Origin of the sequence: Microbacterium forte, assembly GCF_031885415.1 — a bacterium.
Lineage (GTDB): Bacteria > Actinomycetota > Actinomycetes > Actinomycetales > Microbacteriaceae > Microbacterium > Microbacterium forte.
The window spans coordinates 1972941-1993097 of the sequence record NZ_CP116871.1 but is presented as its reverse complement, the minus strand read 5'-3'; the positions used below and the strand labels follow the sequence as shown (position 1 = coordinate 1993097).

General features: G+C 68.8%; 23 protein-coding genes. 13 read left to right on the top strand and 10 right to left on the bottom strand.

Translation table 11 applies throughout. The features are described 5' to 3' along the window. Positions 1-126 precede the first annotated feature (126 nt). Positions 127-1005, bottom strand: a complete 879-nt coding sequence (locus OB895_RS09520; protein ID WP_079112142.1) for a phosphoribosylaminoimidazolesuccinocarboxamide synthase — start codon at positions 1003-1005, stop codon at positions 127-129. 97 nt (positions 1006-1102) lie between these two features. Between OB895_RS09520 and OB895_RS09515 the strand changes: the two genes are divergently transcribed. The 7 genes from OB895_RS09515 (at position 1103) to OB895_RS09485 (ending at position 7143) form a co-directional block, all read left to right on the top strand. Continuing rightward, positions 1103-1318: a hypervirulence associated TUDOR domain-containing protein gene (locus tag OB895_RS09515; RefSeq protein WP_042538029.1), complete on the top strand. Its 216-nt coding sequence runs from the start codon at positions 1103-1105 to the stop codon at positions 1316-1318. A gap of 52 nt (positions 1319-1370) precedes the next feature. Further along, on the top strand, positions 1371-1919 hold the full coding sequence (locus tag OB895_RS09510; RefSeq protein WP_079112143.1) for a GNAT family N-acetyltransferase: 549 nt from the start codon (positions 1371-1373) through the stop codon (positions 1917-1919). A gap of 79 nt (positions 1920-1998) precedes the next feature. Continuing rightward, positions 1999-2625 (top strand): PadR family transcriptional regulator, encoded by a 627-nt coding sequence (locus tag OB895_RS09505; RefSeq protein ID WP_228385639.1) that lies wholly within the window; start codon positions 1999-2001, stop codon positions 2623-2625. Beyond that, on the top strand, positions 2622-4199 hold the full coding sequence (locus tag OB895_RS09500; protein ID WP_079112145.1) for a DHA2 family efflux MFS transporter permease subunit: 1578 nt from the start codon (positions 2622-2624) through the stop codon (positions 4197-4199). The genes OB895_RS09505 and OB895_RS09500 overlap by 4 nt, the downstream gene beginning before the upstream one ends. Positions 4200-4288: 89 nt before the next feature. After that, a complete protein-coding gene (locus tag OB895_RS09495) occupies positions 4289-4819 on the top strand; it encodes a GNAT family N-acetyltransferase (RefSeq protein WP_079112146.1) in 531 nt (176 codons plus the stop codon). Between the two features lie 120 nt (positions 4820-4939). After that, positions 4940-6418 carry an amino acid ABC transporter substrate-binding protein/permease gene (locus OB895_RS09490; protein ID WP_042538017.1) on the top strand — a complete coding sequence of 493 codons (1479 nt, stop codon included), beginning with the start codon at positions 4940-4942 and terminating at the stop codon, positions 6416-6418. After that, a complete protein-coding gene (locus OB895_RS09485) occupies positions 6415-7143 on the top strand; it encodes an amino acid ABC transporter ATP-binding protein (protein WP_042538015.1) in 729 nt (242 codons plus the stop codon). Before OB895_RS09490 ends, OB895_RS09485 begins: the two co-directional genes overlap by 4 nt. Positions 7144-7204: 61 nt before the next feature. Here OB895_RS09485 and OB895_RS09480 read toward each other — a convergent pair whose 3' ends face one another. The 4 genes from OB895_RS09480 to OB895_RS09465 all read right to left on the bottom strand — a co-directional run bounded on the left by OB895_RS09480 (position 7205) and on the right by OB895_RS09465 (position 11095). Then, positions 7205-8527, bottom strand: a complete 1323-nt coding sequence (locus OB895_RS09480; RefSeq protein ID WP_079112147.1) for an MFS transporter — start codon at positions 8525-8527, stop codon at positions 7205-7207. After that, positions 8524-8991, bottom strand: a complete 468-nt coding sequence (locus tag OB895_RS09475; RefSeq protein ID WP_079112148.1) for a winged helix-turn-helix transcriptional regulator — start codon at positions 8989-8991, stop codon at positions 8524-8526. Before OB895_RS09475 ends, OB895_RS09480 begins: the two co-directional genes overlap by 4 nt. Before the next feature lie 98 nt (positions 8992-9089). Next, a complete protein-coding gene (gene purD / locus OB895_RS09470; protein ID WP_079112149.1) occupies positions 9090-10367 on the bottom strand; it encodes a phosphoribosylamine--glycine ligase in 1278 nt (425 codons plus the stop codon). 47 nt (positions 10368-10414) lie between these two features. Next, a complete protein-coding gene (locus OB895_RS09465; protein ID WP_079112150.1) occupies positions 10415-11095 on the bottom strand; it encodes an NUDIX hydrolase in 681 nt (226 codons plus the stop codon). 64 nt (positions 11096-11159) lie between these two features. On the opposite strand from OB895_RS09465, the gene OB895_RS09460 reads away from it, so the two are divergent. Both OB895_RS09460 and OB895_RS09455 read left to right on the top strand, forming a co-directional pair. Next, the gene (locus OB895_RS09460) at positions 11160-11531 is read left to right on the top strand and encodes a sterol carrier family protein (protein ID WP_042538320.1); all 372 of its coding nucleotides are present in this window, start codon (positions 11160-11162) and stop codon (positions 11529-11531) included. Positions 11532-11654: 123 nt separating this feature from the next. Then, positions 11655-11969, top strand: coding sequence for a hypothetical protein (locus OB895_RS09455; RefSeq protein ID WP_042538004.1), 315 nt, complete (start codon positions 11655-11657; stop codon positions 11967-11969). A 25-nt stretch (positions 11970-11994) separates the two neighbouring features. Here the strand turns inward: OB895_RS09455 and OB895_RS09450 are convergent, their stop codons facing one another. After that, positions 11995-12627 (bottom strand): hypothetical protein, encoded by a 633-nt coding sequence (locus OB895_RS09450; RefSeq protein WP_042538002.1) that lies wholly within the window; start codon positions 12625-12627, stop codon positions 11995-11997. 62 nt (positions 12628-12689) lie between these two features. On the opposite strand from OB895_RS09450, the gene purM reads away from it, so the two are divergent. From purM to OB895_RS09435, 3 genes are read left to right on the top strand one after another with little or no spacing between them, the layout of a single operon-like run. Then, positions 12690-13820 carry a phosphoribosylformylglycinamidine cyclo-ligase gene (purM, locus tag OB895_RS09445; RefSeq protein ID WP_042538000.1) on the top strand — a complete coding sequence of 377 codons (1131 nt, stop codon included), beginning with the start codon at positions 12690-12692 and terminating at the stop codon, positions 13818-13820. Positions 13821-13826: 6 nt separating this feature from the next. Next, entirely contained in the window at positions 13827-15299 is a 1473-nt protein-coding gene (gene purF / locus OB895_RS09440; protein WP_079112151.1) for an amidophosphoribosyltransferase, read from the top strand. Further along, on the top strand, positions 15272-16603 hold the full coding sequence (locus OB895_RS09435; protein ID WP_228385640.1) for an MFS transporter: 1332 nt from the start codon (positions 15272-15274) through the stop codon (positions 16601-16603). Before purF ends, OB895_RS09435 begins: the two co-directional genes overlap by 28 nt. A 42-nt stretch (positions 16604-16645) precedes the next feature. Here OB895_RS09435 and OB895_RS09430 read toward each other — a convergent pair whose 3' ends face one another. Further along, positions 16646-17467: an MOSC domain-containing protein gene (locus OB895_RS09430; protein WP_079112152.1), complete on the bottom strand. Its 822-nt coding sequence runs from the start codon at positions 17465-17467 to the stop codon at positions 16646-16648. 133 nt (positions 17468-17600) lie between these two features. Further along, entirely contained in the window at positions 17601-17789 is a 189-nt protein-coding gene (locus OB895_RS09425; RefSeq protein WP_042537993.1) for a DUF3073 domain-containing protein, read from the bottom strand. 149 nt (positions 17790-17938) lie between these two features. On the opposite strand from OB895_RS09425, the gene OB895_RS09420 reads away from it, so the two are divergent. Then, positions 17939-18481: a universal stress protein gene (locus OB895_RS09420; RefSeq protein ID WP_079113891.1), complete on the top strand. Its 543-nt coding sequence runs from the start codon at positions 17939-17941 to the stop codon at positions 18479-18481. A 113-nt stretch (positions 18482-18594) separates the two neighbouring features. Here the strand turns inward: OB895_RS09420 and OB895_RS09415 are convergent, their stop codons facing one another. Together OB895_RS09415 and OB895_RS09410 are read right to left on the bottom strand one after the other, a co-directional pair. Further along, on the bottom strand, positions 18595-19221 hold the full coding sequence (locus OB895_RS09415) for a PadR family transcriptional regulator (RefSeq protein ID WP_042537989.1): 627 nt from the start codon (positions 19219-19221) through the stop codon (positions 18595-18597). Next, a complete protein-coding gene (locus OB895_RS09410; protein ID WP_042537987.1) occupies positions 19218-20060 on the bottom strand; it encodes a DUF4097 family beta strand repeat-containing protein in 843 nt (280 codons plus the stop codon). Before OB895_RS09410 ends, OB895_RS09415 begins: the two co-directional genes overlap by 4 nt. Positions 20061-20157: the final 97 nt, after the last annotated feature.

Genomic DNA, 20157 nt, shown 5'->3' with positions numbered 1-20157 from the left:
CCGATTCCTGAGTGTTCCCTGGGTGCGCGCGGTCGCTCCTTCGGGCGGACTTCTGCGCCTCGGGAGGGGAATTCCCGAGAATCTCTCCTCCCGAGGCGCAGTTTCCCTCCCGAGAGGGTGCGCGCGTCAGGCCCCGAGGCGCTCGATCAGCTCGCGGTAGCGCGCGGCGGTGCGCTCGACGATGTCCTCGGGAAGCACGGGCGGCTCGCCCTGCTTGTCCCAGTTCGAGGCCAGCCAGTCGCGCACGATCTGCTTGTCGAAACTCGCCATGCGCTCGCTCGGGGTCGCACCGGTGCGCCAGGCCTCGGCATCCCAGTAGCGCGACGAGTCGCTCGTCAGCACCTCGTCGGCCAGGTGCAGCACGCCGTCGGCATCCGTCCCGAACTCGAACTTGGTGTCGGCGAGGATCAGACCCTTCTCCTCGGCGATCGCAGCGGCCCGCGTGTAGAGGGCGAGTGAGACGTCGCGCAGCTCGGCCGCGCGGTCGGCGCCGACGAGCTCGACGGTCTGCTCGAAGGTGATGTTCTCGTCGTGCTCGCCCATCGGCGCCTTGTAGGCCGGTGTGAACAGCGGCTCGGGCAGGCGGTCGCCGTTCTCCAGACCGGCGGGCAGCGGGATGCCGCACACGGTGCCGCTCTCGGTATATTCGGCCCAGCCGGAGCCGGTGATGTAGCCGCGCACGACGCACTCGACCGGCAGCATCTCGAGCGACTGCGCGAGCATGGCCCGGTCGGCGACGCTCGCCGGGATGTCGCCCTCGGCGAGGTGGTTCGGAACGTCGCTCAGCTGGCTGAACCACCAGCGGCTCAGGCGCGTCAGCAGCGCACCCTTCTCGGGGATGCCCGGCGAGAGCACGGAGTCGAACGCGCTCACGCGGTCGGAGGCGACCACGAGGATGCGGGTGTCGGCGGCGTCATCCGAGGCGTAGAGGTCGCGGACCTTGCCCGAGTAGATGTGGCGCCAGCCGGGGATGGTCTGCGCGGTGCTGTCCGAAGGAGTGCTCACCCGCCCATTATCCCGGTAGACGGCGCCGGTGTCGTGTCAAGGGCTGTTGCGAACGGCGCGGCATCGGCGACGCTCGAATCGACGGAGCGGAGGAGTCATGACGAAGGACCTGTCGACGGGTGACCGGGTGAGCTGGAACACGCCCCAAGGACGAACGCACGGCACGGTGGAGGAGAAGCGGACGAAGGACTTCCGATTCGCCGGCCAGAGCTTCACGGCTTCGGACGATGAGCCGGCGTACATCGTGAAGTCCGAGAAGAGCGGCGAGAAGGCCGCGCACAAGGGCTCGGCGCTGCGGAGGCTGAGCAGCTGAGCGGCCCCGGAGGGCGGCGCCCGGTGTCTGCGGGGGTGCCTAGCCTGGACTCGTGACCGACGACACCTTCACCCCACGCCTGCGCCTGTCGCGCCCCGTCGCCGCCGACCTCGACGCGGTCTTCGCGATCCAGAGCGATCCGCGGGTGTGGACGCACTATCCGAGCCTGCGTCACACCGACCCCGAGACGACGATCCGGATGATGGAGCGGTGGGAGCGCAGCTGGTCGGAAGCCGGTCTCGGATCGTGGGTCGCCCGTCTGCGCGACACCGGAGAGGTCGTCGGCAACGGCGGGTGCACCCTGCTGGGCGGAGCGGTGTGGAACATCGGCTATCGCATCGCCGGCGACCACCACGGTCAGGGGCTGGCGACCGAGCTGGCGCAGGCCGGAGTCGAGAGGGCGAGGGCGATCGCGCCGGATCGGCCCGTGATCGCCTACCTCGTCGAGCACAACCATGCCTCTGCTCGCGTCGCCGGGAAGCTGGGACTCGACCTCGTGCATCGTGCGCCCGACGCGGGCAACCCCGACCCCGGGGTGGTGCGGCTTGTGTACGCGGATCGGCCGCTCACGCCGGAACAGCTCGCGGCCGCCTTGGCGTAGATCGGCCGCAGTCGGCATCCGTCTTGTCGACCGGCCTGAAGGGGCGTATAGTCCACGTGGACTATTTGAGGTGGAGCACGTGTCGAAGGAACCTGCGGAGCGGTTGACCCCGATGGGGGTGATGGTGCTCGCGCTGCTGCGCGAGGGCGACATGCACCCCTATGAGATGGTGCGTCTGATGCGCGCTCGCCGCGACGAGCGTCTGCTCGCCGTCACCAACGGGACGCTCTATCACACGGTCGGTCGTCTGCAGCGTGGCGGACTCATCGACGAGGTGGGCACCGATCGAGAGGGCAATCGCCCCGAGCGCACCACCTACACGCTCACGGATGCCGGTCGTGACGCGCTCATCGGCTGGCTCCGCCGTGAGCTGTCGATCATCGACCGCCCCGCCGAGTTCCGGATCGCACTCGCGGAAGCGCACAACCTCGAGCGCCCCGACGTCGTCGACTGCCTCCGCGTCCGTCGCGTCGCACTCGCGGAAGGGCATGCTCTGCACCGCGACGGACTGACCGGCGCCCGCCGCAAGGGCGCCCCCGAGCAGGTGCTCGTCGAATTCGAGCGTCAGGAGGTGCTGCTCGACGCCGAGCTGCGCTGGCTCGACTCGCTCCTCGATCGTCTCGAGGCCGAGGCGTTCCCCTGGGGGCCCACGGCTTTCGAGAACACCGACCGCTACCTCGCTCAGCGAAAGGCTGCACAGCAATGACCGACTCTCCCTCGACGGGACGCACGCCCGTGGCATCCTCGTCATCCGGTCCCTCGACCGGCACCTTCGCGGCGGGCCACCGTCCCGCCAGCCCGTGGCCCGCCCTGTGGGCGCTGGTCATCGGCTTCTTCATGATCCTCGTCGACACGACGATCGTCTCGGTGGCGAACCCGGCGATCAAGGCCGCCCTCGACCCCACCACGAACAACCTCGACAACGTGGTGTGGGTCACCAGCGCCTACCTGCTCGCATACGCCGTGCCGCTGCTGATCACCGGACGCCTCGGCGACCGTTTCGGTCCCAAGAACATCTACCTCATCGGCCTCGCGATCTTCACGCTCGCATCGCTCTGGTGCGGACTCTCGGGCTCGCTCGAGATGCTCATCGCGGCGCGCGCCGTGCAGGGGCTCGGCGCCGCCTTCATGACGCCGCAGACCATGGCAGTGATCACCCGCACGTTCCCGCCCGAGCGCCGCGGTGCGGCCATGGGCCTGTGGGGTGCGACCGCCGGTGTCGCCACGCTCGTCGGACCCCTCGTCGGCGGACTGCTCGTCGACGGCTTCGGCTGGGAATGGATCTTCTTCGTGAACATCCCCGTCGGCATCGTCGCCTTCGTGCTCGCCTGGCGGCTCGTGCCCAAGCTGCAGACGAGTCCGCACCGCTTCGACGTCCTCGGTGTCATCCTGAGCGCGGTCGCGCTGTTCCTCATCGTCTTCGGTCTTCAGGAAGGCGAGAAGTTCGACTGGGGTGTGATCTGGGGCCCGATCTCGGTGTGGAGCCTGATCATCACCGGCCTCATCGTGCTCGGGCTGTTCATCGTGCAGCAGGCGCGCACGCGCAGTGAGGCCCTCGTGCCGCTCGCCCTCTTCCGCGACCGCAACTTCTCGGGCGCGAACGTCGCCATAGCCGCGGTCGGGTTCACGGTGACGAGCATGTCGCTGCCGATGATGTTCTTCCTGCAGACCGCTCGCGGGCTCACCCCGACCGAGGCCGCTCTGCTGCTGATCCCGATGGCCGTGCTCTCGGGCGTGCTCGCTCCGTTCGCGGGCAAGCTGCTCGACCGCGTCGACCCGCGCATCATCCTGATCCCGGGTCTCCTCTGCGTCGTCGTCGCCCTCGTCTGGTACTCGACGCTGATCAACATGGGCACCGAGATCTGGATGTTCCTGCTGCCGTCGGCGCTCATGGGCATCGGCAACGCGGGCATGTGGGGGCCGCTCGCGACCACCGCGACCCGCAAGCTGCCGCCGCGCCAGGCGGGCGCCGGCGCGGGCATCTACAACACGACCCGGACCATCGGATCGGTGATCGGCTCGGCATCCATCGCCACGTTCATGCAGTCTCGTCTCGAGGCGAACCTGCCCGGTCTCGCGGATGCCCCGTCGGGCACCAGCGGCGGCGGCTCGCTGCCGCCCGAGGTCGCCGAGGGGTTCGCCGCAGGCATGTCGCAGGCGATCCTGCTTCCCGCGTGCGTGATGGTCGTCGCCCTCGTCGCCTCGCTGTTCCTCGGACGCTACGACAGGGCGGATGCTGCCGCGTCGGCTCCCACGGAGGCGCCCGCGCCTGCGGCGTGACCCGCTCCTGCCTGCGAGCCGGGCCTTTCGCACACGCGTGGGGAATGCCCGGTTTGCGGCCGGGAACCCCCCTGTGATGTCATCGGGCGATGACGATCGAGCTCACGAGGCCCACCACCGACCTGTTCGACTCCTGGGCGGCTGCCGTCGCCGAATTCGGCGACGGTCATGTCGACGGTTCAGGTCTGCAGGCACCCGTCACCCCGGATCTCGCGACGCTCGAGGCCCTGATCGAGAAGTCGACGCTGCTCGCCGACACCACGGCCGACCTGCCCGACGACGCCGTGCACAACGATCTGTACTGGATCGTCGACGACGGCGAGGTCGTCGGTTTCCTCTCCTTCCGGCACGAGTTGAACGAATGGCTCCGTGAGGCGGGCGGCCACATCGGCTACTCGGTGCGCGCCTCTCGCCGCCGACAGGGCTACGCCTCTGCGGCGCTGCGTCTCGGGCTCGAACGTGCTCGCGAGATCGGCCTCGAGCGCGTGCTCGTCACCTGCGACGACGACAACGTCGGCTCGTATCGCACGATCGAGGGTGCCGGAGGCGTGCTGCAGGACGTCAGCGACCAGTCCGCGCGGGGACACGCGATGCTCCGCCGATACTGGATCACCCTCTAGAGGCGAGCGCGCGGACCGCCCTCGGATCACGGCGACACGCCGTCGCCGGTTAGGGTGGATGGTCGACGACCATCCCGGTGGCAGCATCCTGTCGCCCATCCGATCCGAGGAGCACCCGTCGTGATCCCACATCCCTCTCCTGCTTCCGCGCGCCTGCGCGCGTTCGGACGCACCGTCGGGGCGATGGCGCTCACGGCGTTCATCGCGGCCGGTGCGCTGCTCGGCGGCGCGTCCGCGGCCACCGCGGCCGACGACTCCGAGACCTATGTCATCGGCACCGACACGACGTTCGCGCCGTTCGAGTTCACCTCTCCCGAGGGCGAGCTCGTCGGCATCGACATGGATCTGCTGCGCGCGATCGCAGACGACCAGGGCTTCGAGGTCGAGATCCGCCAGCTCGGGTTCGACGCCGCGGTGCAGGCTCTGCAGGCCAACCAGGTCGACGCCGTCATGGCGGGCATGTCGATCACGGAAGAGCGCGAGAAGACGTTCGACTTCAGCGAGCCGTACTTCACCAGCGGCATCCAGCTCGGAGTGCTCGAGTCCAGCGACATCCAGTCGCTCGACGACCTCGACGGCGAAGCGGTGGCGGTCAAGACCGGCACCCAGGGGCAGACGTTCGCCGAGGAGAACCAGGACGAATTCGGCTTCCGCATCACGCCGTACCAGGACACGACCGACATGGTGGATGCCGTCAAGGCCGGCCAGGCCGTCGGCTACTTCGAGGACTTCCCGGTGCTCGCCTACGGCATCCAGCAGGGGTCCGGCTTCCGCCTGATCGGCGAGCCGGAGCTCGGCGGCGAATACGGATTCGCGGTCAACAAGGGCCAGAACCCCGAACTCGTGGAGATGTTCAACGCGGGTCTCGAGAACCTCAAGGCCTCGGGGGAGTACGACGAGATCGTCGACAGCTACCTCGCAGGCGGCGAGGAGAGCACGCAGGCGACCGACATCTTCTCCGTGGCGGTGAAGTACTGGCCCGCTCTGATGGAGGGCCTGTGGCTCACGATCCTCGCGACGCTGGTCGCGATCGTGGCGGCGTTCATCCTCGGGCTCATCTTCGGCTTCGGCCGGGTGTCGGCCTTCGCGCCGTTCCGCTGGGTGGCCACCGCGTACGTCTACGTGTTCCGCGGCACCCCGATCCTGGTGCAGGCGTTCTTCGTGTTCTTCGCCATCCCGCAGCTGTTCCCCGGGCTCACGTTCAACCCGTTCGTCGCGGGCGCCATCACGCTCTCGTTGAACACCGGTGCGTACATGACCGAGATCATCCGCGGCGGCATCCAGGCCGTCGACCCCGGTCAGTCCGAGGCGTCGCGTTCCCTGGGCCTCGGCCACTGGAAGACCATGCGGAAGGTCGTGCTGCCGCAGGCCTTCCGCATCATGATCCCGTCGTTCGTGAACCAGGGCATCATCACCCTCAAGGACACCTCGCTGATCAGCGTGATCGGGCTCGCCGAGCTCACGTTCGTGTCGCGCCAGATCATCGCCTCGACGTACCTGTCGGCCCAGGTGCTGACCATCGTCGCCATCATCTACTTCGTCGTGATCACGCTTCTCACGCTGCTCGCGAACCGCCTGGAGAGGAAGTTCAACGCATGAGCAAGATCGAGGTCAGAGACCTGCACAAGTCGTTCGGCGACAACCACGTGCTCAAGGGCATCGACCTGACGGTCGAAGACGGCGAGGTCATCGCGGTCATCGGTCCGTCGGGGTCGGGAAAGTCCACCCTGCTGCGCTGCCTCAACAAGCTCGAGGAGCCGACGTCGGGTCATGTCATCGTCGACGGCGTCGACCTGACCGACAAGAGCGTGAAGCTCGACGAGGTGCGCCAGCGCATCGGCATGGTGTTCCAGCACTTCAACCTGTTCCCGCACATGACCGTGCTCGAGAACATCACTCTCGCGCCGGTCGAGCTCGGCAAGCTGTCGAAGGCCGAGGCGAAGGAGCGGGCGCTCGCTCTGCTCGATCGCGTGGGCCTGGCCGAGAAGGCGGATGCCAAGCCGGCATCGCTCTCGGGCGGTCAGAAGCAGCGCGTGGCGATCGCCCGCGCGCTCGCGATGGACCCCGAGATCATGCTCTTCGATGAGGCCACCAGCGCGCTCGACCCCGAGATGGTCGGTGAGGTGCTGCAGGTGATCCGTGACCTCGCGTCCGGCGGCATGACGATGGTGCTCGTGACGCACGAGATGGGCTTCGCCCGCGAGGTCTCGGGCCGCACGGTGTTCATGGACGGCGGAGTCGTCGTCGAAGAGGCGCCGCCCGCCGAGCTGTTCGGCGCGCCGAAGAACGAGCGCCTGAAGGACTTCCTCTCGAAGGTCCTCTGAGCGTCTTCCGGTGTCGAAGGCCCCCACCCGATTCCGGGTGGGGGCCTTCGTCGTCGGGCGATCAGGGCGACGTGACCGCGGCCGGATGCCGGCGGATCGTGGCGCTCACCAGCGCGGCGACGGCGCAGAGGCCGGCGGCGGCGAACCAGGCGACGGTGTACTGGCCCGTGTGGTCGCGCACCATGCCCGCGAGGAACGAGGCGATGCCGGCGCCGATCTGGTGCGAGGCGAACACCCAGCCGAACACGAGGGGACCCCGATCGCCGAAGACCTCACGGCACAGTGCGATGGTCGGCGGAACCGTCGCCACCCAGTCGAGGCCGTAGATCACGATGAACACGACGATGCTCGGCTGCACGTCGGCCGACAGCAGGCTCGGCAGGAACAGCAGGCTCACGCCGCGCAGCGCGTAGTACGCGGCCAACAGAATGCGAGGGTTCACCCGGTCGGTCAGCCAGCCCGAGAACACCGTGCCGGCGATGTCGAAGATCCCGACCACGGCGAGCAGCCCGGCTGCGGTCGTCGTCGGCATCCCGTGGTCGTGCGCGCTGGGGATGAAGTGGGTGCCGATCAGGCCGTTGGTCGTGGCGCCGCAGATCGCGAATCCGATCGCGAGCGCCCAGAACGTCTTGGTGCGCGCAGCGTCGCGGAGTGTGGTGATCGCGAGTCGAGCGGCTCCCCACGCGCTGCCCTTCGGTCGGGCGGTCACGGTGACGGGTCCGCTGTCGCCGTAGCGGTTGACGCCGAGATCGCTCGGACGGTTGCGCACGAAGATCCAGACCAGGGGGACGACCGCGAGCGCACCCCCGGCGATGATCAGCGATGCCCCTCGCCAGCCGATGTCCTCGGCCGCCGCGGCGATCACCGGCAGGAAGATCAGCTGCCCGGTGGCGCTTCCGGCCGTGAGCACGCCCGACACCAGGCCGCGCCTGGTCGCGAACCAGGTATCGGTGATCGTGGCCGCGAACACCAGCGCCATCGACCCGGTGCCGAGTCCGATGAGCACGCCCCACGTCAGGATGAGCTGCGCCGGGGTGGCGACGAAGACGCTCAGCGCAGCACCCGCTCCGATCACGAACAGAGCGGTCACGGTGACGGCGCGGATGCCGAAGCGCTGCATGAGGGCGGCGGCGAACGGCGCTGTGAGGCCGAACAGCAGCAGGTTGACCGTGACGGCGAGAGAGAGCTCGGCCGTGGTCCAGCCGAACTCGTCCTGCAGAGGCAGCATCAGCACCCCTGGTGCAGCACGGAACCCGGCGGCTCCGATCAGTGCGATCAGCGCGACGAGTGCGACGATCCATGCGGGATGGATGCGGCGCTGCGGCATCGCGGGCGGCGTGGGTGTCGGAAGGTCGGTCGGCTCCTCGACCGATTCGGCGGTCATGCGGCGGTGCCTGATGCGAGCGCGAACGGCTCGCCGCCCATGCTGCGACGCGACCACCGGGTGGTGTCTGCGTCGAGCGGGGCGGCGCAGGTCGTGCACCAGTCTGCGGATGCCGCGAGCCCGCCGCAGCGCCCGCAGCCGACGGTCAGCCCCCAGGGGCCGTCGGGATCGGTGACGCGCGTGAATCGCGCGTAGGCGTGGAGGATCGGGAGGGTCTCTCGGCCGACCTCCGTCAGGAGATACCCCCGTTCGTCGTCGCGCCGCACGAGGCCCGCCTCGGTCATCAAGGCGAGGCGCCGGGCGAGCACGGAGTCGGCGGCTCCCGTGGCGTCGCGCAGCTCATCGAAGCGGGTGCGACCCGAGAACAGCTCGCGCAGGATCAGAAGCACCCACGGGTCGGCGAGCACATCGGCGGAGCGGGCGATCGGACACGTGGCTGTCGACCAGTCGGAGCGGAGCGGCATCCAGTCACTTTCTTGAAGAAAGTTCTCGGTGTCAAGAGTCCACGTCCGGAATGGCGGAGTACCTGCGCGAGTCGGCAGGAAAACGACGAAGGGTCGAGCTACTCCGCGACGCGGGCCGCGATGTCGGTGCGGAAGTGCGAACCCTCGAGAGTGATGCGGCCGATGGCCTCGTATGCCCGGTCGCGCGCGGTGCGGAAGTCCGATGCCACAGCGACGACGTTCAGCACGCGCCCACCGGTGGCGATCAGCGAGCCGCCGGGTGCATCGGGGCTCGCGGTCGCAGCGTGCACGAGACGCACGCCCTCGACGGCCGCGGCGTCGGCCAGGCCTTCGATCGGGCGACCGGTCTGCGGAGCCTCGGGATAGCCCTCGCTGGCCAGGACGACGGTGATGGCGACATCGTCGCTGAAGACCGGCTCGGGCTGGTCTTCGAGAGTGCCGGATGCCGCGGCGAACAGCAGCTCCGACAGCGGCGTCACGAGACGAGGCAGCACGATCTGGGTCTCGGGGTCGCCGAAGCGGGCGTTGAACTCGATCACGCGCACACCGGCGGGAGTCAGGATGAGCCCGGCGTAGAGCAGGCCGATGAACGGGGTGCCCTCCTCGTCGAGCTGACGGATCACGGGCAGGGCGACATCTCGGGTGACCTCTTCGACGAAGGCCTGCTCGCTGCCGAACTGGTCGGCCAGCCACGGCAGCGGCGAGTATGCGCCCATGCCCCCGGTGTTGGGACCTGCGTCGCCGTCGAGCGCACGCTTGAAGTCCTGCGCGGGGCTGAGCGCCCGCACGGTGTCGCCGTCGCTCAGGAAGAACAGCGAGACCTCGGGGCCCGAGAGGAACTCCTCGATGAGCACGGGGCCCGAGGGCAGATAGTGCTCGGCGTGCGCGAGCGCCTCGGCGCGGTCGGACGTCACGATGACGCCCTTGCCTGCCGCCAGTCCATCGGCCTTCACCACATGGGGGGCTCCGAGGTCGTCGAACGCGGCCTCGACCTGGGCGGTCGTGGTGGCGCGCACCGCTCGTCCGGTGGGCACGCCGGCCGCATCCATGATCCGCTTGGCGAACGACTTGGATCCCTCGAGCTGCGCCGCAGCCTTGCCGGGGCCGAACACGGGAATACCGTGCGCGCGCAGCACATCGGCGACACCGGCGACCAGCGGGGCCTCCGGGCCGACCACCACGAGGTCGACGGCGTGCTCGTTGGCGAAGGAGGTCACCGCGGCGCCGTCGAGCATGTCGAGGGTGACGGGCGTCGCGTCCTGCGCGATCCCGGCGTTGCCGGGGGCGACGAAGATCTCGTGCTCCGCGGTCTCTGCTCGCAGGGCGAGGATGATCGCGTGCTCACGGGCACCGGAACCGAGGACGAGAATCTTCACCCGTCCAGACTACCGAGGCGGACGCGCGCGTTTCGGCGGGTTGCGGCTCAGAGCTCGACCGGGCGCTCCGCCGACCGGTCCCACGGCATGGTCCAGCCTGCGGCGTCGAACAGCGCATCGAGCACCATCGCCGTGAAACCCCACACGATCGTGCCGTCGACGTCGAACGCCGGCCCCTTCCAGGTGCGACCCATGCGGTGAATGGTCGATGTGAACCGGGTCTTGGGGTCGAGCAGCTGTGCCACGGGCACACGGAACACGTCGACCGTCTCGGCGTGATCCACGGCCGCGACGCGCGATGGCGAACGCCACCAGCCGAGCACGGGGGTGACCATGTGGTTGCTCGCGGCGAGCGGGATCTCGGCAAGAGTGGCGAGGATCTCGACGCCGGCCGGGTCGAGACCGGTCTCCTCTTCGGCCTCGCGCAGGGCGGTGGCGACGGCATCCGCATCCGCATCCTCGGCCCGGCCGCCGGGGAACGACACCTGGCCGGGGTGCGACGACAGCGTGGCCGCTCGGCGCTGCAGCAGCACGTCGAGGTCGGCGGCCATGGTCGTGGCGTCGGTCTGAGCCGGGGTGCTGTCGAGCTTGCCGAACAGCACGAGCACGGACGCCGGATGCGCGCTGCCGTCGACCGGTGGCACAGGCCCCGTCCAGCCCTCACTGCGCTTCGCCGCGGCGAGCAGCTCGGCTCTCGCGCCGTGCAGGGTGTCGGGATTCTGGCTCATCGCCTCGAGCCTATGCCTGCGAAGAGCCTCCAGGGCAGTGCTGCGCTCGGCGTACCCTGTTCCCATGCCCTCCAGGAAGATCGACATCATCGATGGCCGCGCGGCGCTCGATGAGGTCAGGAGAGCGGATGCCGCGGGCGAGAAGCCGCAGCGCACCCCGCTCGCCACTGCCGTGCGCTATCTGCTGCAGCTGCTCGACGAGAAGGCTCCGGGCAACAGCGTCGAGGTGCGAGTGCCGCCGTTCGGCGCCGTGCAGGTGATCCAGGGCCCTCGGCATACGCGCGGAACCCCGCCGAACGTCGTCGAGATGGACCCGGCGACCTGGATCGCCGTCGCCACGGGCACGGAGCACTGGGCGGATGCCGCGGGCTCGGGCCGGGTGAGCGCATCGGGCACCCGCGCGGACCTCTCGGACGTCCTGCCGCTGCGTCCCTGACCGCAGCACTCGCAGCACCCTGAGCGCCCGCAGGACCCTCAGGTCGAGGGCCCCACCAGAGCGACGTCGAGATGCTCGGAAGACGGGGGAGCGACCCACAGGCAACGGTGGGAGAATGGATGCATGTCCTCCCACGATTCCTCCCAGACGGTCGAGGCGACCGTCCGCCGCGTGCCGCGCTTCGGCGTGTTCATGGGCATCGGCGTCGTGCTCGGCATCATCGCCGCCGGCATCCTGACGATGATGGGCAGTTACGAACCCTCCGACGCGGTCGGCGTCGTCTACCCGCCAGGGCAGGTGTTCGGGTTCCTTCTGCTGTGGACGGTGCCGATCGGCTTCGCCCTCGCGAGCATCGTCGCGCTGATCCTCGAGCGGCTCGCCCGCCGCCATGATCACGTCGTCACGGTCGAGCACGAGACGATCATCGAGAACGACTGACCCGGTCGGTGCGCAGCAGGCCGCGTCAGGCCAGCTCTGCGATGATCGGCCGGATCGCCGCGTCGAACGACACCACGTCGCGGCGCAGCCCGTCGGTCACCGCGACCGTGAGAGCGCCGATCCACCAGATCCCCCGCTGCGAGAACGGCAGCACCTGCACGTTGAGTTCGAACGAATGCGCTCGGCGCCCGATCTCGCGCTCGAACTCGGCGATCGCGCTCGCATAGGCACGGTACGCCTCGCCGCCGATGTTGCCGTTGCCCGACCGGCTCGCCATCGAGCTGCGGATCGACGCGACGTAGCGGTCGTGCGCGACGCGGGCGAAGTGCATCGCCGACTCCGCGTGCGGCGCGATCGCGTCGGCGAGCTGCTCGGCACCGGTCGCAGGCAGGGCCACGAGCGTGTCGAAGCCGTCGACGAGCTCGAGCGGCACGCCGGAGGGGTGCGCCCGAGGTTCGACCGTCATGTCCCAGAAGTCGCGCCACTGCTTCTCGAGCTCGGGCGTCACCTCGACGGCATCCGGCGCTCTGACGGGCAGATCGCGCAGGCTCGGCAGGTCTTCGGGGGCCCGGATGCCGAGGGATTGACGCAGCGCGAGCGCGACGAGCACTGGAACGCTCGCATCCTCGCGGATCAACCACTGCGGCTTGTCGGCCATGGCCCCATCGTAGGAGATCGCGGGCGGGGAGAGGAGGGCCCCGCGGGCGGTAGGCTGGAGGTGTGGCTGCCTCCCCCACCAATCCCTATTCCGAAGCCGGCGTCGATACCGCTGCAGGCGATCTCGCCGTCGAGCTGATGAAGTCTTCCGTGCGCGCTACGCACGGCCCTGAAGTGCTCGGCGGTGTCGGCGGCTTCGCCGGACTGTTCGACGCGAGTGCGCTGCGCGACTTCCGTCGCCCGCTGCTCGCGACCAGCACAGACGGCGTCGGCACGAAGGTCGCCATCGCGCAGGCCATCGACAAGCACGACACGATCGGCCAGGACCTCGTCGGCATGGTGGTCGACGACATCGTCGTGGTGGGCGCGAAGCCGCTCTTCATGACCGACTACATCGCCTGCGGCAAGGTCTTCCCGCAGCGCATCGCCGACATCGTGCGCGGCATCGCCGAGGCGTGCACCGCCACCGGCACCGCGCTCATCGGCGGCGAGACCGCAGAGCACCCCGGGCTCCTCGGCCCGCGCGACTACGACGTGGCAGGCGCCGCGACCGGAGTCGTCGAGGCCGACGGCATCCTGGGGGCCGACCGCGTGCAGGACGGCGACGTCGTGCTCGCCGTCGAGTCCAGCGGACTGCACTCCAACGGCTACTCGCTCGTGCGCCACATCGTCACGAACGCCGGAATCGGCTACGGCGACAACGCCGCCGACTTCGGCAAGACCTGGGGTGAGGCTCTTCTCGAGCCGACGCGCCTCTACACGCTTCCGCTGCTTCGTCTGATCGAGCAGCTCGGCGGCGCGACGGGCGCGGGCGGAGTGCACTCGCTCAGCCACGTCACCGGCGGCGGCATCGCGGCCAACCTCGCCCGTGTGCTCCCGCAGGGCAGCTGGGCCGAGGTCGACCGCAGCACGTGGTCGCCGAGCCCGGTCTTCCGCGTGCTCAGCGACATCGCAGGGTCGACGCTGGAATCCGCCGAGGGCACCTGGAACCTCGGCATCGGATTCCTTGCGATCGTCGCGGCCGACAAGAAGGATGCCGCCATCGCGGCGCTCGCGGCAGACGGCATGCCCGCGTGGCAGGTCGGAACCGTGGGCTTCGGCGCGCGTCCGGCAGGAGAGTTCGAACAGGGCGCCAAGGGCGTCGACGGTGGAGCAGTGCGCCTGGTCGGCGCCTATGCGGACGGAGCGAAGTAAGAGCCCATGTGCGGCATCGTCGGAATGGTGGGCTCTGCCCCGGTCAATCAGGACATCTACGACGCACTCCTGCTGCTGCAGCACCGCGGCCAGGATGCGACGGGAATCGCGACAGCTGAGGCGAACGGCGTCATGCACAACGCCAAGGCGCAGGGCATGGTCCGCGAGGCGTTCCGCACCCGCGACATGCGCGGGCTCCTCGGGAACGTCGGGCTCGGTCACGTGCGCTATGCGACCAAGGGCACGGCGTCGAACGAAGAGGAGATGCAGCCGTTCTACGTGAACGCGCCGTACGGCATCATCCTCATCCACAACGGCAACCTGACGAACACGCGCGAGCTCACGGCCGACATGGCCCAGCGCGACCGCCGTCACCTCAACTCCTCGAGTGACACCGAGCTGCTGCTCAACGTGCTCGCCGGCGAACTGCAGAACACGACGTCGACGGTCGACCTCGACGCCGAGCGGGTGTTCGAGGCCGTCGAGCGCACGCATGAGCGCATCGAGGGCGCCTATGCCGTCATCGCCGTGATCGCGGGCTACGGTCTGCTCGCGTTCCGCGACCCGTTCGGCATCCGCCCCCTCATCCTCGGTCGTCGCCCCTCGACCGTCCCTGGCGCGGAAGGCCGCGACGAATGGGTCGTCGCGAGCGAGTCGCTAGTGCTCGAGAACGCCGACTACGAGGTGGTCCGCGAGGTCGAGCCCGGCGAGGCGATCTTCATCACCAACGAGGGCGAACTGCACAGCCGGCAGTGCGCCGAGGATCCCGTGCTCGCGCCGTGCGCGTTCGAGTACGTCTACCTCGCTCGTCCCGACTCGGTCATGAACGGCGTCTCCGTCTACGAGTCGCGTCTGCGCATGGGCGACAAGCTCGCCGACACGATCGCCAAGCACGTGCCGATGGACAAGATCGACGTCGTCATGCCGATCCCCGATTCGTCTCGCCCCGCGGCCATGGAGGTCGCCCGCAAGCTGGGCATCGAATACCGCGAGGGCTTCTACAAGAACCGCTACGTCGGCCGCACCTTCATCATGCCCGGCCAGGCCGTGCGCAAGAAGAGCGTGCGTCAGAAGCTGAACGCGATGTCGACCGAGTTCCAGGGCAAGAACGTGCTGCTGATCGACGATTCGATCGTGCGGGGCACGACGTCGAAGCAGATCATCCAGATGGCCCGGGATGCCGGTGCCACCTCGGTGACGTTCGCGTCTGCCGCGCCGCCCGTGCGATACCCGCACGTCTACGGCATCAACATGCCGTCGCGCCATGAGCTCATCGCCCACGGACGGACGATCCCCGAGATCGCCACCGAGCTGGGCTGCGACCACCTGGTCTACCAGGAGGTCGACGACCTCAAGGCCGCCATCACCGAGGGCTCCGTGCTGAACGATCTCGACATGAGCTGCTTCGACGGCCGGTACGTCACCGGCACGGTCTCCGACGAGTACCTCGCGTGGGTGGAGGGGTCGCAGACCTCGTGACCTCGGGTGCGCAGCCGCTCTGGCGTGGTCGCGCCCTCGCGCTGATCGGCATCGTGCTGGTCGCCTTCTCGTTGCGCTCGGCAGTGGCATCCCTGTCACCGGTGCTCGACCACGTCGCCGAGGACTTCGCGGTCTCGTCGGTCGTCGTGGGTCTGATCGGTGCCGCGCCGCCCGTGTGCTTCGCCGTCTTCGGTCTGCTCACTCCGCTGTTCGAGCGCCGGTTCGGGCTCGAGCGCGTGGCCGTGGTCGCGATCGCGCTGATCGCGACCGGGCTGCTGCTGCGCAGCCTCGCCGTCGACTCGACGTCGCTGCTCGCCGCGACGACCGTGGTGTTCGCGGGTGTCGGCTCGGGCAACGTGCTGCTGCCGCCTCTGGTCAAGAAGTACTTCCCCGATCGACTCGGTCTGATGATGACCGTGTACTCGACCACCATGGCCGTGTCGACGTTCGTGCCGCCGCTCGTCGCGGTGCCGCTCGCCGACTCGGCGGGGTGGCGGGTCTCGCTCGGCCTGTGGGGCGTGTTCGCCGCGATCGCTCTGGTGCCGTGGGTGGCGATGCTGGTCACGAGCCGAGCGGATGCCGTCGCCGCCGCGCAGACACGCGTCGATCCCGCCTCGACCGAGGTCGAGCGCGACGGGTACGACGCGGCATCCGTGGCGACCGGCCCGATCGCGACGACGCCTGCGAACCCCCGGGTCTTCGGCCGGCTGTGGCGGTTGCCGATGGCATGGTCCATCGCGCTGGTGTTCGCGGCGTCGTCGACGCTGGCCTACGTCTCCTTCGCCTGGCTGCCCTCGATCATGATCGACGTGGGTGGGGTGACGCCGGCGAATGCGGGGCTGCTGCTCTCACTGTTCGGTCTGATGGGTCTGCCGTGCTCCCTGCTCGTGCCCATCCTCATCGTCCGGTTCCAGGCCACGCGACCCGTGTTCGTCATCTCGATCGCCTGTGGCCTCATCGGACTCCTCGGATTCATCTTCCTCCCGACGGTGGCGCTGCCGATCTGGGTCGTGTTCTTCGGCCTCGCGCCAGGGCTGTTCCCGCTCGCTCTCGTGCTGCTCAGCATCCGCGCGCGCACGCCGGAGAGCGCCGTGGCGCTCAGCGGGTTCGTGCAGAGCATCGGATACGCGGTCGCCGCGGTGTTCCCGCTGTTGATCGGTCTGCTGCACGACATGACCGACAGCTGGCAGATCCCGCTCTGGCTTCTCGTCGGCGTTCTGATCGCGGTGATCCCCGCCGGGTGGATCGCGGGTCGTCGTCGCACCATCGAAGAGGACTGGGAGCGCCGGCACGGTCGCTGGTGACTCGCGGCGAGGTCACGGCACCGGTGCGACCTCAGCGTGCCCTCAGTGCGCCCGCACCTCGTCGCCGACGCTGATGGTGCCGCCGGCCCACTCGGCGGATCCGTCGGCCGCGGCACGCGGCGGAAGCAGCAGCCTGCCGAGCGTCGGCTCATCCTGTCCGAGGTCGTTCGTGAGGGTCTTGAGCACCTTCGCGTCACGGGCTCCGGTGTCGGGATTGGCGTGTGTCGCCAGGCACCGAACGATCGGGCCCGCTGTGCGGAACGACACCCGACCGATGCTCAGCTCACCCGTCCAGTCGAGCTCGGACCACGGGGCGACGTCATCGACGACGACGTTCGAGCGGAATCGCCGGTCATCGATGCCGAAGCCGAGGGCGTCGCTGAGCGCGTCGACGCTGCCGCGACTGTGCACCGAGACGTATCCGCGAGCGCGGTCCTGGAACCTCGACGTCACACCGTCGCCCACCAGCACGAGCGGCAGTCGTCCTGGGCGTCGGATGCGCCGGCCCTCCGCGCTCGCGAGCACGAACTCGGTCACGGCATCCGCGAGCTCCACACGGCCGGCGTCATCGAGTCCCGCCTCGACGAGCACTGCTCCGGCGTGCTCGATCCGCACGCGCTGCCGAGCATCGTCGTAGTCGGTGCGCAGTGCCGCGAGCCCGGGGAAGTCCTGCAGCGAGAGGCCCTTCGCCTTCGGCCAGTGGTCGAGGCCGTCGTGGTGCTCCGGGGCCGTCGCATCGGCGAAGCGGAACGCCAGCACGCGATCGCCCGCGATCCGGCCGTCGGCTCGCACGGTCAGCGAATCGACGGATTCGGGAGTGAAGCCCTTGATCGGGTGACGGAAGAGCGAGACGACACGAGCCATGAGGAGATCCTCTCAGGCTGTTAGGGGTCCGTCCGTCACCGACAGGACATCGGCAGCGACGGGTTCCGGCATTCCGGGCACGACGAAACCCCCGTGCATCGCACGGGGGAGTCGACGACGATCGAATCGGCGGTCAGGCCTTTTCGAGTTCGTCCTCGTCTTCGTCTGCATACTCGTCGGCCCACTTGTCGACATATGCGTCTTCAGCGTCGCTCGGGTGCGCGAGTTCGCGCTCGAGCGCCGAGTAGTTCACCGACGGACTGAACGACTTCAGTTCGCGGGCGATCTTGGTGTGTTTCGCCTTTTGACGGCCACGGCCCATGCCTGAGACCCCCTCACGAGTTAAGCTGCGGGCAACCATCTGCCCGAGTCATTCACGACACCGGCTGAGGGCCGGTAAGAGTAGCATTCAGAATAGCACGCGGCCAGACCGCACTGGCCCGTTGGCAGCTGGTGAAGGGAGCGATCCTCATGACCGACAACACCTCGACGCCCACCGACGAGGCCGCACAGAACGCGACACTGCAGAAGGCCGTGATCGTCGGGATGCAGCCGGGGCAGCCCACGCGGGTGATCGAAGAAGCAGCGCGGTTCGCGCGGCTCCTCCGGGTGCCTCTCGTGGTGGCCCACGTCGACGTCACCCGCTTCGTCACCTACGAAGATCCCGATGGCTATGTGCACTCGGCGCCCATCGACATCAACCTCGACGCCGGAGCAGCCGAGTTCGAGGCCGTGCAGGCCGAAGCCACTGCGGCGCTCGACGGCACAGGCCTGACGTGGACGGCCCGCCAGCTCGTCGGCGACCCTGCCCTCGCCATCAAGCAGCTCGCCACCAAGCTCGACGCCCAGCTGATCGTCGTCGGCACACGCAAACGTGGCATCGGCGAGTCGATCCGCGAGTTCTTCACGGGATCCGTCGCCGCCCGCCTCGCGCATCGCCAGCACAGGCCCGTGCTCGTCGTGCCCCTGCAGGACCCGGTTCCCGACACTCAGCCCGAGATCTGGACCGAGTAGGTCTCGTTCGACTCCTTCCGGTTCGGATGGCTGGTCGATCGCCAGCCCACCGCACGACAGAAGCCCCTCTCGTCGAGTGACGGGAGGGGCTTCGGACGTGCGACGGGGTGAGGTCAGCGCCCGAGCGATGCCAGAGCGGTCGTGATCCCTCGGGCCGCGGCATCCAGCCCGTCCTCCAGCTGCGTGACGACGGATGCCGGCAGCGTGCCGCCCTTCGCCACGTGGGTGCGGAGGTCGGTGCGCACCCGTGCGCGGAAGGCGTTGATGACGGCATCCGCTCGGTGCAGCTCCTCGCGAGTGACGGTGCGCTCGTCGTCGCCCGCGGTGCGCGGGCGGGACTTGGATGCGGCGCGGTCGTCTTTCTCAGCCGTGGCCAGGTCTGCGCGAAGGCTCTTCATGGCCTCCTTGACGCTCTGACGCACCTCGTTGGCGATCAGTCGCACCGAGTCGGTGAGACCCGCCTCGATGCCGGCGAGGTCGCCCTCGCGGGACGCGAGCTCGGCGCGTCCGGCATCCGTGATCGCGTAGATCGTGGTGCGGCCGTCGACGGTCTTGCTGACCAGACCCTCCTCCTCGAGCTTCGCGAGCCGCGGATAGATGGTGCCGGCGCTGGGCGTGTAGGTGCCTCCCGTGCGATCGGTGAGAGCCTGGATGATGCCGTAGCCATGCTGGGGCGCCTCGGCGAGCAGCGAGAGCAGGTAGAGCCTGAGATCGCCGTGGGAGAACACTGCGGGACTCATGCTTCCTCCCATTCGGGGTCGTTCTCGATCGAGCTGGGCGTGCGGCGAAGGACCGTGACGCCGCCCGAGACGGAGTTCGCGCGCAGGTCGACGAAACGTCCGGCCAGCTCACCGGTCGAGCCGGTGTAGTTGTTGATCCCGGAGGAGCCACGCTCGACGCCGTCGATCAGCAGTCGTCCGCTCAGCGAGCGCACGACGTAGTTCGCGGCGAGTGACTCGTCGAGGCGCACGGTGGTGCCGCCGGAGACCGAGTTGACGTTGATGGCGTTCACGTCGCCGGCGGCGTCGACCAGCGTCGACCCCGAGACGATGTCGACGGTGGCGCGGCGGATGGTGCCGGTGACGGCGACATCTCCTGAGACGCTGTTCGCGTTGATCGAGCCGGTGAGGCCGCGCACCTGCACGTCGCCGGACACTGAGTTGACCGTGAGGTCGCCGATGAGGGTGTCGACGATGAGGTCACCCGAGACGGTGTTGAGGCGGGCATCGTTGCGGATGCCTGAGACGAGAGCTCCGGCGCTGACGACGCCGAGGTTCAGGGCGATCGAGCGGGGCACGGCGACGCTGACCTCGGCCTTGGGGCCGCCGGAGCCGAAGTTGCGGAACACCTCGAGGAAGTTGTCCCAGCCGAGCTGCGGGTGGTCGATCTCGACCTCGCCGTCGTTCGCCTCGATGCGGAGGTCTTTGGTGGTGACACCGTGCACCTCGATGCGGATGCCGGGTTCGTCGTGTGCGATGACATCGACCTGACCGCCGACCAGACCGATCTTCAGCCGGGTGACGTTCTCGATGTCGATGACGCGTTCTTCGCCGGGGGCGATGAGCCACTTCTCGGTCATGTCTGCTTCTCCTGGTTCGAGGGAACACGATATATCGTGTGTGGCAAGAGTAACACGATATATCTCGATCTTGTCAAGGGTGTCTTCGGTCGCGGGC